Source organism: Hathewaya limosa (assembly GCF_030815255.1).
Classification (GTDB): domain Bacteria; phylum Bacillota; class Clostridia; order Clostridiales; family Clostridiaceae; genus Hathewaya; species Hathewaya limosa.
This window is the reverse complement of record NZ_JAUSWN010000023.1, coordinates 31,553-48,489: the sequence shown is the minus strand read 5'-3', so window position 1 is coordinate 48,489 and position 16,937 is coordinate 31,553. Positions and strand designations below refer to the sequence as shown.

Genomic DNA, 16,937 nt, shown 5'->3' with positions numbered 1-16,937 from the left:
ATATTTCTCCAATCTCATAAAAAAAATTTGTCATTTCAGCCATAATTATTTCCGAACAGGGAGCAAGGTGAAGACTACGAAATCTTGCAAATGTAGAATGATCTGGTACCGGCGATCCTTCTAGGAGATACATAAAATTAACATCCCTTTTGCAAGAGTTTTCCATTTCTCTAGAAGAATACCTACGGTTCATATAAGAATAAAATACAATCTTCAGCATCTGACGAGGCGTAGCCTGATTTTCCCTTAATCGGGAATAAGTCGAATATAAATCTGTTAAATCCATCTCCTCTACAAATTGACTTAGCAAACGCACCGAATCATTATTTGGAATCATGTATTCAATATTTAGTGGAAGTTTTAATTGATAATTTCCACGATTTGAAGTATAATTTTTATGTAAATTAATATGTTTTGGCATATATTAATTTTACTATAAATCTTTCACTCTTTCGAGTGGGAGATTTATTTTTTACGCAAAAAGCTGTCGCACTATTTTTTAGTGCGACAGCCCCTTTTTCTTGATTAAAAACTTATAATAGTGTTTACATTCCAGACATTTCCTAGGTCTCTTATTTAATAAATTTTCTATAATATCAACTTCTTCTCGTGTAATTGTTTAAAAATTAAAAATTTTATGAACTTTTTCTAATTAATCCATCGGTATTTTCATTAGTTCCTTATTGCCACTAACTATAAAGATCATCCAAAAACACAGCTAAAGACTTTTCTAAAGCTAAATACCTAGCAAATTATTTTGATTTATCTGTGATAAAAATTTTTAATTCCAAGTTTTTAAATTCTTTAAGGGCTTTAATGCAATAATAATTAAATGTTAATGCTTTTCTATTAGGCATCAATTTATCTTTTACTATTAATATCTCCTAATGGAAAATTAGAATCAATAAGCAAGTTTACTTTATCTATTTAAAGAAACTTAAAATGCATCCGTATACTAGAAAAAATATATTATACGGATGCATTTGTTTTGATGAATATAAACTCTAACATATTATATAATTGTGTATTTTTTTATTAATCTACTATTAACAGAAATCCCGTTACTTTAAATATTCCATCTTGAAATTTTAAATTACAGTAAACACCATATTGTTTACCTGGTAAAACTTTATTAATTCTTCTTGGTATATTTTCTGCTATAAATTTATTAATATTCATATTCGGATGATATGGAACTTGAAATTCTATACCTCGAACTTTTGATGCACCTTCTGGTATATATCTATAATCACTAGACAGATTACCATTGTAAGCCATTCTCGCTCCATTATCTAGTTGTGAATTATGAGTTAAATTATAATGTCCATTAACATAATTTACGAATGCAACATTAGAAAATGTGCCACATTGATCTTGTAAAGTGTTATATTGTGAACGTGTTAATCTATATGGTATACATGGAGAACCTATTAAAATTACATCAAGAACATATTCCTCATCAGTAGTAGTTTTGGGTTTACTACTATTTGAAGGTTTCTTAACAGTATTTGTAGGCTTTTTAGTAGTATTATTTATATGTTTTGTGCTATTAAGTGTATTTTTAGGTACTATATCTGGATTTATGCCTAAAGCAGGAACTGAGAAAGTTTTTGTTGCCCAATACCTACCAGCATTGTAGGATTTATCTTTATCAGCTTTTATATTTTTTAAATACCCAATAACTCTATCTTCACTTTCACAACCATTAAGATTCTCAATATCATTTTTATTTAAGTATTTTGATATTTCATTTCTATATTTAGTATTCAAGATTTGCAATCCATAAACATCTTTAACAATTTCATTATTATAATTTTTAACCCAATTTATAATACCCTTATTATATTTAACTTTAAAAATATCTTCAAAATCTTTGTAAACCTGTTTTAAATCTAATTCTGAATAACTTATAAATTCACAATGCTCTACATCACTAACAAGCATATTAATTTTTTTCTGTTGTGCTTTATCTAATTCACTAGACCATGTTAATCTATATTCATCTTCTATAACATCATTAATCATGACTCTACATTCATTAATATCTTCTTGTCTATAATACTTATTACTTTCTTTTAAAGAGTTTAATATTTTTACAAAAATCACTTGTTGAGTAGTATCTATTTGCTTAGAAAACTCTCCAATTGCCCAATTTAAACTTGATGGAAGTTTACTTACAGCTTTTCTTGCATTTTCTATGGATTTTTGATCTTTATTTTTTAGACAATTCATAGTAGCCTTATAAGCAATTTTATAAAGTTCATCTACATTACTTTGAGTTTTATCACAATATGTATTGTTTTTAGGTACTATAAATTTATCTTCTTTAGTTTTAAAATTCCAATTGTAATTGTTAATATCTTTTTCATCTTTTACTTCAATATTGGAAGCTATATAATTTTCATCCATTACCTTACTTGATATATACTCTCCAGTACTATCTATTTTATGTTTTAACTTATTCTCAAATAAGTTATGTTTATTTTGTGCAAATACACTGGTAGTAGCCAAATTTAAAACTAAACTACAACTAATTATTATACTTAAAATTTTTCTTTTCATAAGTTCTCCCTTGTTTTATCATACTAAATTTTAAATTTACATATAAAACTATTTTAACCTAATATTAAAATAAGTTATTTTATTAGTTGAAATATCTACTTGTACATCAAACATTGCTTCAAGTTTAACCTTTTTATAATTTTCAACTATAATTATACTTTCGAAAGAATAAACTTTATCAGTTATTTTTTCAACTTTTATATTTTTTATTTCTTTTAGTTTTTCTTGAGTTTTATCTTTTGTATAATATTTTTTATAATAATCATAATTCTCGTGTTTTATTTGCGCCTCTCTTTTTATTTGTTCACTACAAATTTCAATTTTTTTATTATAATCTTCTTTAGAATAAGTTTTATAATCTACATTTACATATAAGTTTATATATTCTTTTGCTATTCTCTTTACTTTTTCTTCTGCAGTTTCATTTTTTACCTCCTTTTTAGTTACTTCTGTTTTTATTGCTGGTTTACTTATTTTTGGTTTATGACCACAACCTACTAAACCTCCACACATTAATGTTAAAAATAATAAACTAGAATATAATTTTCTATTTTTAAACATATAAATCCCCCTATTTATATAACAGTAGCCGCTTAGAAAATACCTAAATCTGTTAGGATGGAAAAACTTTTAATTTTTATGAAAAAGATTTTTCACCACAAAACATAGAAGATATACTAATCACAAGATATACACTATTGACGTTATCCTATAATAATAATTAGCTATAAAATTAATAAAAGAAAAAAATACTTTTAATTAAATCATTAATCTCCTAGGCCTTTATCTATTTTAAAAATATTATTTAACTATTTTTTACCTAACTTACCTACATATAACACATGAAATAATTCACTTCTATTTTATCATAATTAAACAATTAACCCAATAAATTTACAAAATATATTTTATATATTGAAATATCATATTTTTGAATAAATTTTATACATTGCAAACATCAGTTTGATTTTTTAAATACACTGTGATATAATTTACCATAATAGTGAGGTGAAATTTCATGACTACTAAACAAGGTGACAAGCAAATGCAAATTTATGAATATATAAAGGCTCAAATACAGGAAAAAGGTTATCCACCTTCTGTTAGGGAAATTTGTGCAGCTGTAGGCTTAAGTTCTACATCTACAGTTCATGGACATCTTTCTAGGTTAGAAAAAAAAGGTTACATAAGAAGAGACCCTACTAAACCTAGAGCTATAGAATTATTAAAGGATTCCTTGATAAAAAAGGAAATGATAGATATTCCTGTAGTAGGAAAAATCACTGCTGGAGAGCCAATTCTTGCAGTAGAAAATCTTGAAGAAACCTTTACTATACCTATTAACTTTGTAAAAAGTAATAACGAGCTGTTTATGCTTAAAGTTTCAGGTGAAAGCATGATTAATGCTGGTATACTTGATGGTGACTTTGCTATTATAGAAAAATCTAGCACTGCCCAAAATGGTGATATTATAGTAGCCTTAATAGATAATGAAGCTACTTTAAAGAGATTTTTTAAAGAAAGTGATCATTATAGATTGCAACCTGAAAATCCTAACATGGAACCAATTATAGTAGATTCATGTTCTATAGTTGGTAAATTAGTCGGCCTTTATAGAAAATATTAAATTTAGAATTTTTAAAAGATCTATCTCAAATAGAAATTTTCTATATTGAGATAGATCTTTTTTGTCTAATAATATTTAGTTTTCTTTAAATTCCTTAATTTGTTTTGATAAAGAATAAGGGATTATATCATCTGCATTTGTCTTAACATATGCTACCTCATCATGCATATATTCTACTATTTCCTTTGTCTTAAAGTCTTTAAAAAATAAAGTTACTTTTTCTAGTACAGACAATTCTTCTAAAGTAAAATCTGAAATAGCAATTTGTTCTTTAGAACAAATTTTATATGCTACATAATCTTCAAAAAATTCTTCTACTACTTTTATTGAAGGTAATGTTAATATTTCATTATACGCAATTGGTACAGCTCCTAATGGTAAATGCTGATAAACAAGTCCTGTCATAGCTCTTCCATGTTTTTTATAAAAAAGTGCATCTGTATACCATAACAATTTCATTAATTTAACCTTATATAATGGCTTTATATAATTTGCAAAATACCCCATTACTGAATTAACTTTTTTAAGATCTAGCATTTTATATCCATTTAAATCTGATTGTTCATCAAAATCAATATAACAATTCTTTATTTCCTTTGTTTTTAAATATAAATTTCCTTTTGATTTTATTACTTGTTTAATTTTATTTTTAATTTGTATAAATCGATCATTAGAAAATTTGTCTTTATGCTTTTCCAACATTGATAAACAATATGCTGGATCAACTAAAGTCAATCTTAACATATCATCATAGGTAGAATCTTGAATTAACTTTTTTTCATATCTTTGGACAGTTACATCTCCCCACCCCAATAAATTAGAAAATTCTTTTTGTGTTAACTCATAAAGTTCTCTGATTTTCTTAATTTCTTCTGATGTTAATAATCCCTCACTTCTCTTATATTGATCCCTAGCCTTTAATAAATTTTCATCCATTAACTTGCTTGAAACAAAGGATTCATCTTCAATTGGACAATAATAAATTGTTTTTTCATATTCAATCTGTTTATCTTTAATTATTACTTTTGATTTTTCTGTTTTTATTTGTATTACATGTTCCTCATCACAAAAAGGACAATCATAATAAATTTCATTTTCTTTTAGAATCATATTAATCACCTTCTTTATATTTTAATCCAGTAATTACTTAAAAGGTCTGTATTATGACTCCCTTCTATTAAATTATACTATATTTTGATTAATAACTCAATTTTAATTATCAATTGATTGTTTATATTTTAATTAAAGTTATACTGATGTTAAGCGAAAATATTTTTCAAACTCATTAACAAGGTTATTATAAAACTTAATAAAAATAAAAAAGGACTTAGTAATTTACTAAATCCTTTTTAGTGTGAAATTAACTATTTTATTTTTAAGATTCTTTGAATAGCTATAAGTATACCTAGTTTAGCATGATCAAAAGTTAAGCCACCTTGTAGGTATCCTATATAAGGAGCTCTTATAGGTGCATCAGCAGAAAGTTCTATAGATGATCCTTGAATAAATGCTCCAGCTGCCATAATTACTTGATCTTCATATCCTGGCATTTCCCATGGTTCACATTCCACAAAAGAATCAATTGGTGAACCTTGTTGAATTCCTTTACAGAATTGAACTAATTTTTCTTTATCATTAAATTTAATAGCTTGAATTATATCACTTCTTCTTTCATTGTATTTAGGTAATACTTCAAAGCCTAATAGTTCCATAATTCTAGCACATAAAATAGCACCTTTAACAGCTTCCATAGCAACATGAGGTGCTAAGAATAATCCTTGGAATAAACTTCTCATAACACCGAAAGTTGATCCACATTCTCCACCTATTCCTGGAATAGTTAATCTATAAGATGCTTGTTCTACACATTCCTTAGTACCAGCTATGTATCCACCAGTTGGTGCTATACCACCACCTATGTTCTTAATTAAAGAACCTGCAACTAAATCTGCTCCAACTTCTGTTGGTTCTATAGTTTGAATGAATTCTCCATAGCAGTTATCTACGAAACAAATTATATCTTTTCTTACAGACTTAACATTCTTTATGATTTCACCTATTTCATCTACTTGAAGAGAATGTCTCCATCCATAACCTGTAGAACGTTGAATATGTACTAATTTGATTGTTTCATCTTCTTTTAAAACTTCAATCATTTTGTCTATATCAACTTTATTGTCTTTAAGTTCTACTAATTTATAATTAACTCCGTATTCCTTTAAAGAACCCATATTAGAACCTGTTATACCGATTATTCCATGAAGTGTATCATATGGAAGACCACATACTGATAACATTGTATTTCCAGGTCTTAAGTTTCCAAATAAAGCTGCTCCTATAGCATGAGTTCCATTAACAAAATGAGGTCTTACTAATGCACTTTCACAGTTAAATATCTTTGCGAATACTACATCTAAAGTATCTCTTCCAATATCCCCATATCCATAACCTGTGGAATTAGTAAAGTGCATTTCGCTTATTCTCTCTTCTTGGAAAGCCTTTAACACTTTTAATTGATTAAATTCTCTAATTTCATCTAAAGACTTAAAAATATCTTTTGTATCTTCTATAGCCTTATCATATACATCAATAACTTCTTTATCAATTCCATAAAATTGATTTAATGTTTTTACTGTATTCTGTAACATAAAAAACTCCTTCTTATCCATAAAATTTTACTTAGTATTTATATTTATTTTTATCAATAATAAAGAATAGGATTTATCCTATTCTTTAGAATTTACTATTTTACATTATTATATAATATAGGTTTTTGTGGAGTAATAGTAGATATTGAATGTTTATAAATTAAAATCTGTTCCCCATTATAATCTAATATAACTGAAAAACTATCAAATCCCGTAACAAGACCTTTTAATTGGTGCCCGTTAAAAAGACGAACATTAACTGGTATCTTACTTTTTCTTGCATTGTTTAAAAAAATATCTTGTAAGTTATTGTTTACTTTATTCATTCTATAACCTCCATCTTTGTACATTTATACCCTAAATTAAATATTCTATAGAATTAACTAAAATCCTCTATTTTTTTAATTATTTTTATTTTTAAGAAAGTCCTCTTGTATGTATTTAATTATTTCTTCTTCACATACAAACTTGTCTTTATCTATCCAATTAACTCTTTTATCTTTTCTAAACCAAGTTAATTGTCTTTTAGCATAATTACGACTTCCTTTTTTAATTAGATATATAGCATCTTCTAAAGTAATTTCTCCATTTAGATACTTTATTAGTTCCTTATATCCTATACCTTTCATGGATTGCATATCATCTGTAAGACCCATTTGAATTAAAGATTCTACTTCTTTTATAAGGCCCTTTTCCATCATTATATCTACTCTTTTATTTATTCTATTATACAATTTTTCTCTATCCATAGTTAAAACATAATAATGAACATTATAAGGTACATCATAAATATCAATTTCTTCATTAACTTCTCTTATGGTTTTTCCTGTAGTTTTAAAAACTTCTAAGGCTCTTATAACCCTTTTTAAATCTTTAATACTAAGACGTTCATAAGACTCTGGATCTCTATCCTTTAAAAGCGAATGTACATATTCTTTTCCTTTTTCTTCTGCAAGACTCTTTAAATACTCTCTATATTCTTCATCTCTATTACTTTCAGCAAAATTATAATTAAAAATTAAAGAATCTATATAAAGTCCAGTACCTCCAACAATCATAGGAGTCTTTCCTCTACTTGTAATATCCTCAATAAGTTCTTTGGCTAAAGTAGAAAATTCTGACACAGAAAATTCATCTGTAGGCTCCACAAAGTCAATTAAATGATGTTTTACGCCTTGCATTTCTTTTTCAGTTATTTTAGCAGAACCTATATCCATATGTTTATATATTTGCATGGAATCTGCTGATATTATCTCTCCATTTAATAGCTTAGCTAGTTTAATTGAAATATCAGTTTTTCCTACTGCTGTTGGTCCTGAAAGAATAAATAAATCTTTTTTCATAATAACCCCTCTACTGTTTCTTATCTTTTCTATTGAATTCTCTTAAATTTTTTCTCTATTTCTTTTAAAGTATATTTTAAAATAGTTGGTCTACCATGAGGACAAGTAAATGGTTCATCTATAAATCTAAGTTCATCTAAAAGATATCTCATTTCCTCTAATGTAAGATTATTTTTAGCTTTAACCGCAGCCTTACATGCCAAAGTTGCTATTTTATTATATCTTACTTTAGTAGTATTGCCTTCCCCCATGTTTTTTAAATCCTCTATCATATCTACAAATAAATTATTCGGATCTAATTCTCCTAATAAAAGAGGTATTTCCCTTATATTTATAGTATTTTCTCCAAAATATTCTATATTGAAACCTGCATCTTTGAAAATTTCTTTATTTTCCTCATAGGCACAAAAATCCTTAGGAGTTAATTCCTTTATTACAGGGATAGCTAGAATTTGACTAACTACGTCCTTTTCACTAATTTCTTTCATATACTTTTCAAATAAAATCTTTTCATGTGCTGCATGCTGATCTATTAAATATAAAGTGGAAAAAGCTTCTGCCAGTATATACGTATTATCAAACTGTCCTATAATTCTTAGTTCTGGAAATTTGGCTTCCTTTAGTTTTATAGGCATCATATTTTCAACTTTATAATTATCCTGTGATTCCATAGCTTTAGGCTCTTTAAATTTATTCTCTATGGAAAAATCTATGTTTTTATTATTTTCTTCAAATTGCTCTTTATAAGCTAAATCATTAGTAACTTTTACTTCATTCCTATTTGGAACATGATCTAAATTTTCATTTTTCTTCTGTTCCAAAATTTTATTTAATAATTCCTCTTCCTTAGCTACATTAGACATAGTTTCTAAATCAAAGCTTTGAACTAAGAATTTTTTATTCTCATTAAGGTCTTCTTTTGGTTTTTCATCATTATTTTTATCTATAAAAGGAGAGTTATTTTTATCTTCCTCATTATCAAAGGTAATTTGGAAACTATCCTTTAAACTTTCTCTTAAGGCATGATGTACTGAATCAAATATAAATTTAAAAATAAATCTATCATCTTTAAACTTAATTTCTGCCTTGGAAGGATGCACATTTACATCAATTAATTCAGGATAAATCTCTAAAAATAGCACAAAGAAAGGATACTTATTAATGGTTAAAAATGATTTAAAAGCATTTTCAACTGCTGTAGTTATAAGCTTACTTTTTATAAGCCTTTTATTTATAAAGATACTTTGCCTATTTCTACTTCCTCTACTTATCTCCTGATTTCCTATATATCCATACACTGTTGCTACATCACTATGTCCTTCAAACATAGTAACATTTTTAAATACTTCTTTTCCATATAAAGTTCTAATACATTCTAATAAATCTCCATTACCAGAAGTATTAAAAACCTGTCTTCCATTATTTATATACTTAAAATTTATATTATCATGGGATAGAGCCATTCTCATCATTAAATCTGATATTATAGCCCCTTCTCTTTGTGTTGATTTTAAAAACTTCTGTCTTGCTGGAACATTATAAAATAAATCTTTAACTTCTATGGTAGTTCCTTTAGAACACCCGGTTTCCTTAAATGAAACTACATTTCCACCTTCTAATATAATTTCTGTTCCTTCAATATTGTCTTCTGTACGACTTTTTAAATTAACTTTAGAAATAGATGCTATACTGGGTAGAGCTTCTCCCCTAAATCCTAAAGTGGTTATGTTATAAATATCATCTATAGCACTTATTTTACTAGTAGCATGAGGCATAAAGGCAAGTTTTATATCTTCTTTATGTATGCCTATTCCATCATCCTTTACTAAAATGGATTTTTGTCCACCATCTTCTATACTAATAGTTATATTTTTTGCTTCAGCATCTATACAATTTTCTACTATTTCTTTAACTACAGAGGAAGGACGTTCTACAACTTCCCCTGCAGCTATTTTATTTGAAGTGTCCTCAGATAGTAAATTTATTCTTTTCATAATTAGCTTTTAAAAGCCTTTGTCACCTATCTTTCACTTATATTTTTAGCCTTTTTTACAAGTTCATAAAGCTTATTAAATCCTTCCATTGGATTTAAATTTAAAATATCAATTGAAGAAATTTCTTTTATAAAGTTCTCGTCTTCTAAAGTATCTAAACTTATTTGTTCAATTACATCATAACTTTGTTTAGTTTCTTTTTTCACTTCCACATATTCTTCTTTGGCTTCAGCTACAATTTCTACTTTTTCTATTTCATGTGCTATTTTTTCTTCTACTTTTATCTCTTCTATTTTTTCAGGCTCTACAGCTGATTGTTCTTTTTCAAAAGAAGTTACCTCTTCTATTACTATAGTAGGTTGTTCTCCTTTTAAACTATCTAATATATCATTAGCTCTATTAATAACCTCTAGTGGTATACCTGCAAGTTTAGCAACTTCTATACCATAAGATTCATCTGTGCCACCTTTAATTATCTTTCTTAAAAATACTACTTCATTATTAACCTTTTTAACTGCTATAGAATAATTCTTAACCCCAGGTATTTTACCTTCTAATTGTATCAATTCATGATAGTGAGTTGCAAATAAAGTTTTACACTTTAATGCTCTATTAGAACTTATATATTCTATTACAGCCCAAGCAATGCTTAAACCATCATGGGTACTAGTTCCTCTTCCTACCTCATCTAAAATAACTAAACTTCTATGAGTAGCATTTTTTAGTATATTAGATACTTCCCACATTTCCACCATGAAGGTACTTTTACCAGAGGCTAAATCATCAGATGCACCAATTCTAGTAAATATTCTATCACAAACTGAAATATTAGCACTTTTAGCTGGAACAAAACTACCTACTTGGGCCATTAAAGTAATTAAAGCAACCTGTCTCATATAAGTAGATTTACCTGCCATATTAGGACCTGTAATTAAAAGTACTCTATTATCATCCTCATTTAAGAAAGTATCGTTCTCCACAAAAGAAGTTTCCTTTATAGTTCTTTCAACTACAGGGTGTCTTCCCTCTTTTATATCAATAGCTCCATCTTCATTAATTTCTGGTTTAATATAAGAGTTTTCCTTTGCTACTATTGCAAGTGAACTTAGGCAATCTAATTCAGATATAATTAAAGCTGTTTCTTTCATTCTGCTTATGTTTTCTTCAATAGCATCTCTTATTTCTATAAATAAATCATACTCAATAGCTGTTAATTTTTCTTCTGCACCTAATACCTGTGCTTCCATTTCCTTAAGTTCTGGAGTTATATATCTTTCTCCGTTACTTAAAGTTTGTTTTCTTATATATCTATCTTCTGGAACTAAGTTTAAATTAGTTCTTGTAACCTCTATATAATACCCAAAGACCTTGTTATATCCTACCTTAAGAGATTTTATTCCGGTTTTAATTTTTTCTTCTGCTTCTAAGTTTGCAATCCATTCTTTACCATGTGATCTTGCATATTTTAATTTATCAACATTCTCATTATATCCATCTTTAATAATATTACCATCTTTTAAAACCATAGGGGCATCTTCATTTATAGACTTATCTATTAATGAATATACATCATCTAAAGTGTCTAAATTATTACCTAAAGTATTTAAAACCTTAGAATTAAAGTTTTTAAGTAATTCTTTTATATTAGGAAGTTTACCTATAGAGTTTTTAAGCGAAATAAGTTCCTTAGGATTTACGCTTTTAGAGCTTATTTTACCTACTAATCTTTCTATATCATATATTCCTGTAAGAGCTTCTTTTAAATCCTCATGAGAGAACATATCATTAATTAATGCTTCAATTCCCTCTTGTCTTTTTAAAATAAGATCTTTACTTATTAATGGCTGTTCAATCCACTTTCTAAGTCTTCTAGCACCCATAGCCGTAGCAGTTTTATCTAAAACCCATAAAAGAGTGCCTTTTTTATGACCTTCCTTCATATTTTCAGTTAATTCTAAGTTTCTTCTTGAATTATTATCTATTAATAGAAAATCTACAATCTCATAAAACTGAATAGAGTTTATATTAGAAAGTAAAGTTTTTTGAGTATAGTTTATATATTTTAATAAACATTTTATAGAAGTCGTTAAAGTATAGTTTAACTCTCCTTGGTAGTTTTCTATATTTTGATTTATATCAGTACTTAAAGCATCTTCCAAATATTCCTTATCAAATAATGTAATAGTTGAAGAATATCTTTCTTTTATATTTTTTACAAGCTCTTCATCTATATAATCTGGTAATAATATTTCTGATGGTTTGAATTTAGATATTTCATCTAAAACTTGAGACACTCCTAGTTCACCAAAGGTACAATAAAATTCACCAGTGGATATGTCCGTTGCACTTATACTAATATTTAATGAGTCTGTATCTTTATACAGACTCATTAAAAAGTTATTTTTTCCTTCCTCTAAAAATGAAGGATCAGTATAAGTACCAGGAGTTATAATCTTTATAATATCTCTTTTGACTATTCCTTTAGCTTTAGCTGGATCTTCTACTTGCTCACAAATAGCTACCTTATGTCCTCTTGATATAAGCCTGCTTATATAGTTATTTGCAGCATGATATGGGATACCACACATAGGGGCTCTCTCTTCAAGACCACAATCTCTACCAGTTAAAACAAGCTCTAGTTCCTTTGAAGCTTTAATAGCATCTTCAAAAAACATTTCATAAAAGTCACCTAATCTAAAGAAAAGGATACAATCTTTACATTTATCTTTAATCTCTTTATATTGTTTCATCATGGGAGTTAAAGCCAAATTAAACCCTCCTTTGTACTTTTTAACTGTTAATTACTAGATTTACTATTAAATCTCTTCTCCTAAAAGTGAGAAAGATCTAGCTTCTGTAATTTTTACATTTACTACTTTACCAATGCTATCTTTGCTTCCAGTAAAGTTTACAAGTTTAGAAGTTGAAGTTCTTCCCATAAGTTTAGAATCATCTGTTTTACTTACACCTTCCACAAGAACTTTTACTTCTCTTCCTAAATACTCTTTATTAAGCTCTTCACATATTTCATTAACTTCTGCAACTAATCTATCAAATCTTTCATGCTTAACTTTTTCAGTAATTTGCTCTTCATACTCATATGCAGGAGTTCCTTTTCTCTTTGAATATAGGAAAGTAAATGCAGAATCATATCTAACTTCTTTAATTAATTCTAATGTGTCATTAAAGTCATCTTCAGTTTCACCAGGGAATCCAACTATAATATCTGTAGTTAATGATGCACTTGGAATTCTTTCTTTTATCTTTTTAACTAATTCTAAATATTGTTCCTTTGTGTAATGTCTATTCATTTTCTTTAGAATGTTACTAGAACCTGATTGAACTGGAAGATGGATATGGTCACATACTTTATCACATTCAGCTATAACATCTATAACATCATCTGATAAATCCTTAGGATGAGAAGTCATAAATCTAATTCTTTCTAAACCTTCTATATTATTTAATCTTCTTAAAAGATCTGCAAAAGTTATATTAGGCTCTAAACCTTTACCATATGAATTAACATTTTGACCTAAAAGAGTTACCTCTTTATATCCACTTTCAACTAAGCACTTAACTTCCTTTTCAATATCTTCTGGAGTTCTGCTTCTTTCTCTTCCTCTAACATGTGGAACAATACAATATGTACAGAAATTATTGCAACCATACATTATAGTTACAAAAGCTTTTATGCTGCTTAATCTATCTACTGGTACATCTTCAACTATGTCTCCCTCTTTATCCCAAACATCTATAATAGGTCTTTCTCCACCTAATACCCTATTTAGGTATTCAGAGAATTTATATGAATTATGAGTACCTATAAGTATATCTACAAAAGGAAATTTCTTTGCAATTTCTTGAGCCATTCCTTTTTGTTGAACCATACATCCACAAACTGCAATTACAAGTGATGGCTTTTTCTCTTTAAGCTTTTTTAGTATTCCTAAATGACCAAATACTTTTTGCTCTGCATTTTCTCTTACACAACAAGTATTAAATACAATTAAATCTGCTTCTTCTCTATCTTTAACTATTTCATATTTTTTTAATTTAAGCATACCAGAAATTTTTTCTGAATCCTCTTCATTCATCTGACAGCCCCAAGTTTCTATATAATATTTAAGAATTTTCTCCATTATTGCTCTCCTTTTAATAAAATATTTATACTAATACTTAATTATATATAAAAAGCCACTTTTTTTAAAGTATTTTATACTATATTCTTTTATTTATGAATAATACACAGTAATTTTTCGAAAAATCTGATTAATAACTTTTAAAATTTTAGTATATAGCTATATATATTACATTTATTACTTTTTATTTTTTATGTAAGTTGAATCAAATAATATAAATAAGTTATAATAACATAATACAAATCATTTAAGAGGAGGACTTTACTTAATGGAGTTAAATTTTGCAACAAGAACAGAATCTATGAAAGCTTCTGAAATAAGAGAGCTTTTGAAACTAGCTGAAAACCCAAATATAATTTCTTTTTCTGGTGGTTTTCCTGCCCCAGAGTTTTTCCCAACAGAAGAATTGAAAAAAATTACTAATTTAGTTTTAGATAAATATTCAAGTGTTTCACTACAATACGGAGCATCAGAAGGTTACACACCTCTTAGACAAGTTATTGCTAAAGAAAGAATGTCTAAAGTAAATGTAGATTGTAGTGGAGATAATATACTAATAACTAGTGGATCTCAACAAGGGCTAGATTTTACTGCAAAAATATTTATAAATAAGGGTGATAAAATCGTAGTAGAAAGACCTACGTATTTAGGTGCTGTTACTGCATTTAAAGCTTATGAACCTGAATTTGTAGAGGTTGATACTGAAGAAGATGGAATGAATGTTGTTCAATTAGAAGAAGTTTTAAAAAATAATAAGGATATCAAATTTATTTACACTATTCCAGATTTCCAAAACCCTAGTGGAATTACAATGTCTCTTGAAAAAAGAAAACAACTTTGCATTTTAAGTGAAAAATATAAGGTTATTATTTTAGAAGATAGTCCTTATGGTGAACTTATATATGAAGGAAAATGTCTACCAAGTATAAAAAGTTTTGATAAGGCAGGATACGTTATTTATTTAGGTACTTTCTCAAAAATCTTCTGCCCAGGACTTAGAATTGGATGGATATGTGCAGATGAAGCTATATTAAATAAATTCCTACTTTGCAAACAAGGTGCGGATTTACAAGTAAGTACATTTAATCAGCTTATTACATATGAATATTTAAATAATTATGATATAGATTCACATATAGAAAAACTAAGGAATGTTTACAAAAGTAGAAAAGAAAATATGATAGAATGTATAAAGAAATATTTTCCAAGTAATATTAAATACACAACTCCTATAGGTGGATTATTTATTTGGCTAGAATTACCTGAGCATTTAAACTCTAGAGAAATTTTTAAAGTTGCCTTAGAAAACGGAATAGCCTTTGTACCTGGTGATCCTTTCTATGCTTTAGGTGGAGATTTTAGACATCTTAGATTAAATTATTCTTGTATGGATGAAGCAAAAGCTGAAGAAGGAATGAAAAAACTAGGAGAAGTGTTAAAAAGATTTTAATAAATACTAGAATTTTATCTTCTTTTATGGAAAAACTATTTCATAAAAGAGGTGATATTTCATGTATGATGCTAAAGATCTAGAATATAAGGATAAAACTAATGAAAACAACTTAAAATATAGTTGTATTTGCGAAAAGTCTTATTTTGTATCTCAAGCTAAAAGAAATGATCTTTTTAATTGCAAATCTTCTCATGTTCCTTATGAACATCTTTTTTAAAAGAAAAACCCTGTGCAATTTTGAACAGGGTTTTTTACTATATTTTATCCATTAAAAGTTTACTCTTTGTTAAAATCCAAGTACTTATTTTTTTATTCTCTATAAAGCCCATAGATTTATATAAATTTATAGCAGCATCATTGTTATCATATACCTTTATTTTAATTATAGTTTCCTTTGGATATGACTTATTACAGAGTTTAATTATCCTATCTATTAGAATTTTTCCATATCCCTTTCTTCTATGCTGCGGTATGATTCCGAAATTCACAATTGTTAAAAATCCACTTTCTCTAATCACTTGAGTATATCCTATATATTCACCCTTATACTTTAAAAAGATTCCTCCACCCTTAATATAATAACTTTGCTTTTCATCTTCTATTATATCTGCATGAGTTAAAGGAACTCTACTATTACTTTGAAAAATATTATTTTGAACTGAACATCTTATTTTCTCATGTAATCCCTCTTGTATTGTTTCAAAAGATAAATATTCATTGACTTGTGCATCATCCATAAACCTATAATCCTTAATATCTAACTTCATTTCAATAATACTATTTTTTCTTTTAAACTTTAACTGTGTTAATACACTTTGATTTAGAGGGTTATCTTCACATATATAAGCAATTCTACATTCAGATGGAAAAATCTCTTCAAAAACATTTAAATCCATTTTATCTAACTCTAAATTAGGCAACATATAAAATTCATTTATAAAACATCTATCACTTTTTAATGAATCACCCCATAAAAAACCTACTAAAGAATTGGACATTCTTAAAATCTTACACTTTTTTCTTAAAAAAAACTTTTTTAAAAAATTACTATAATAATATTCTGTAAGAAAATCCCTATTTAAAACATTAAAATTTTTACTATAGATATTATAATTCTCTAATTCTTTTTCATTATCCTCATTTAAATTTTCCCAAGTTAACATCTCTA

Annotated in this window: 14 protein-coding genes; 3 read left to right on the top strand and 11 right to left on the bottom strand. The window is 27.1% G+C overall.

All coding sequences use genetic code 11. From position 1 onward, the window contains the following. From QOZ93_RS11790 to QOZ93_RS11780, 3 genes are all read right to left on the bottom strand, one after another. Nucleotides 1-421, bottom strand: a 421-nt coding sequence (locus QOZ93_RS11790) for a transposase (protein WP_307356691.1), incomplete at its 3' end; no start/stop codon positions are given. Between the two features lie 614 nt (nucleotides 422-1,035). Then, nucleotides 1,036-2,562: a hypothetical protein gene (locus QOZ93_RS11785; RefSeq protein ID WP_307356689.1), complete on the bottom strand. Its 1,527-nt coding sequence runs from the start codon at nucleotides 2,560-2,562 to the stop codon at nucleotides 1,036-1,038. 48 nt (nucleotides 2,563-2,610) lie between these two features. After that, a complete protein-coding gene (locus QOZ93_RS11780) occupies nucleotides 2,611-3,123 on the bottom strand; it encodes a hypothetical protein (RefSeq protein WP_307356688.1) in 513 nt (170 codons plus the stop codon). A 457-nt stretch (nucleotides 3,124-3,580) separates the two neighbouring features. On the opposite strand from QOZ93_RS11780, the gene lexA reads away from it, so the two are divergent. Further along, complete coding sequence (gene lexA, locus QOZ93_RS11775; RefSeq protein WP_111942318.1) at nucleotides 3,581-4,189, top strand: transcriptional repressor LexA; 609 nt, start codon at nucleotides 3,581-3,583, stop codon at nucleotides 4,187-4,189. A gap of 75 nt (nucleotides 4,190-4,264) precedes the next feature. On the opposite strand, the gene QOZ93_RS11770 is transcribed toward lexA, so the two are convergent. The 7 genes from QOZ93_RS11770 to miaB form a co-directional block, all read right to left on the bottom strand. Beyond that, complete coding sequence (locus QOZ93_RS11770; protein WP_307356686.1) at nucleotides 4,265-5,299, bottom strand: type II TA system antitoxin MqsA family protein; 1,035 nt, start codon at nucleotides 5,297-5,299, stop codon at nucleotides 4,265-4,267. A 254-nt stretch (nucleotides 5,300-5,553) separates the two neighbouring features. After that, nucleotides 5,554-6,837: a methionine gamma-lyase family protein gene (locus QOZ93_RS11765; protein ID WP_307356684.1), complete on the bottom strand. Its 1,284-nt coding sequence runs from the start codon at nucleotides 6,835-6,837 to the stop codon at nucleotides 5,554-5,556. 95 nt (nucleotides 6,838-6,932) lie between these two features. Beyond that, complete coding sequence (gene hfq, locus QOZ93_RS11760; RefSeq protein ID WP_111942314.1) at nucleotides 6,933-7,163, bottom strand: RNA chaperone Hfq; 231 nt, start codon at nucleotides 7,161-7,163, stop codon at nucleotides 6,933-6,935. Between the two features lie 75 nt (nucleotides 7,164-7,238). Next, nucleotides 7,239-8,180 (bottom strand): tRNA (adenosine(37)-N6)-dimethylallyltransferase MiaA, encoded by a 942-nt coding sequence (gene miaA / locus QOZ93_RS11755; RefSeq protein ID WP_307356683.1) that lies wholly within the window; start codon nucleotides 8,178-8,180, stop codon nucleotides 7,239-7,241. A 29-nt stretch (nucleotides 8,181-8,209) separates the two neighbouring features. Then, the gene (gene mutL, locus QOZ93_RS11750; protein WP_307356682.1) at nucleotides 8,210-10,174 is read right to left on the bottom strand and encodes a DNA mismatch repair endonuclease MutL; all 1,965 of its coding nucleotides are present in this window, start codon (nucleotides 10,172-10,174) and stop codon (nucleotides 8,210-8,212) included. A gap of 26 nt (nucleotides 10,175-10,200) precedes the next feature. Continuing rightward, complete coding sequence (gene mutS, locus QOZ93_RS11745; protein WP_307356681.1) at nucleotides 10,201-12,942, bottom strand: DNA mismatch repair protein MutS; 2,742 nt, start codon at nucleotides 12,940-12,942, stop codon at nucleotides 10,201-10,203. Between the two features lie 48 nt (nucleotides 12,943-12,990). Further along, nucleotides 12,991-14,316: a tRNA (N6-isopentenyl adenosine(37)-C2)-methylthiotransferase MiaB gene (gene miaB / locus QOZ93_RS11740; RefSeq protein ID WP_307356679.1), complete on the bottom strand. Its 1,326-nt coding sequence runs from the start codon at nucleotides 14,314-14,316 to the stop codon at nucleotides 12,991-12,993. Nucleotides 14,317-14,584: 268 nt separating this feature from the next. Here miaB and QOZ93_RS11735 point away from each other — a divergent pair, with 268 nt between their 5' ends. Then, on the top strand, nucleotides 14,585-15,766 hold the full coding sequence (locus QOZ93_RS11735; RefSeq protein ID WP_307356678.1) for an aminotransferase-like domain-containing protein: 1,182 nt from the start codon (nucleotides 14,585-14,587) through the stop codon (nucleotides 15,764-15,766). A 61-nt stretch (nucleotides 15,767-15,827) separates the two neighbouring features. Continuing rightward, nucleotides 15,828-15,986: a hypothetical protein gene (locus QOZ93_RS11730; protein ID WP_162630379.1), complete on the top strand. Its 159-nt coding sequence runs from the start codon at nucleotides 15,828-15,830 to the stop codon at nucleotides 15,984-15,986. A 37-nt stretch (nucleotides 15,987-16,023) separates the two neighbouring features. Here QOZ93_RS11730 and QOZ93_RS11725 read toward each other — a convergent pair whose 3' ends face one another. Continuing rightward, nucleotides 16,024-16,932 carry a GNAT family N-acetyltransferase gene (locus QOZ93_RS11725; RefSeq protein ID WP_111942300.1) on the bottom strand — a complete coding sequence of 303 codons (909 nt, stop codon included), beginning with the start codon at nucleotides 16,930-16,932 and terminating at the stop codon, nucleotides 16,024-16,026. Between the last annotated feature and the right edge of the window lie 5 nt (nucleotides 16,933-16,937).

Excerpts from the sequence above, each read along its gene's own strand:
- QOZ93_RS11725 (WP_111942300.1), bottom strand. The coding sequence starts at position 16,932 with ATGTTAACTTGGGAAAATTTAAATGAGGATAATGAAAAAGAATTAGAG.
- QOZ93_RS11785 (WP_307356689.1), bottom strand. The coding sequence starts at position 2,562 with ATGAAAAGAAAAATTTTAAGTATAATAATTAGTTGTAGTTTAGTTTTA.
- miaA (WP_307356683.1), bottom strand. The coding sequence starts at position 8,180 with ATGAAAAAAGATTTATTTATTCTTTCAGGACCAACAGCAGTAGGAAAA.
- QOZ93_RS11770 (WP_307356686.1), bottom strand. The coding sequence starts at position 5,299 with ATGATTCTAAAAGAAAATGAAATTTATTATGATTGTCCTTTTTGTGAT.
- hfq (WP_111942314.1), bottom strand. The coding sequence starts at position 7,163 with ATGAATAAAGTAAACAATAACTTACAAGATATTTTTTTAAACAATGCA.
- lexA (WP_111942318.1), top strand. The coding sequence starts at position 3,581 with ATGACTACTAAACAAGGTGACAAGCAAATGCAAATTTATGAATATATA.
- QOZ93_RS11780 (WP_307356688.1), bottom strand. The coding sequence starts at position 3,123 with ATGTTTAAAAATAGAAAATTATATTCTAGTTTATTATTTTTAACATTA.
- miaB (WP_307356679.1), bottom strand. The coding sequence starts at position 14,316 with ATGGAGAAAATTCTTAAATATTATATAGAAACTTGGGGCTGTCAGATG.
- QOZ93_RS11735 (WP_307356678.1), top strand. The coding sequence starts at position 14,585 with ATGGAGTTAAATTTTGCAACAAGAACAGAATCTATGAAAGCTTCTGAA.
- QOZ93_RS11765 (WP_307356684.1), bottom strand. The coding sequence starts at position 6,837 with ATGTTACAGAATACAGTAAAAACATTAAATCAATTTTATGGAATTGAT.
- mutL (WP_307356682.1), bottom strand. The coding sequence starts at position 10,174 with ATGAAAAGAATAAATTTACTATCTGAGGACACTTCAAATAAAATAGCT.
- QOZ93_RS11730 (WP_162630379.1), top strand. The coding sequence starts at position 15,828 with ATGTATGATGCTAAAGATCTAGAATATAAGGATAAAACTAATGAAAAC.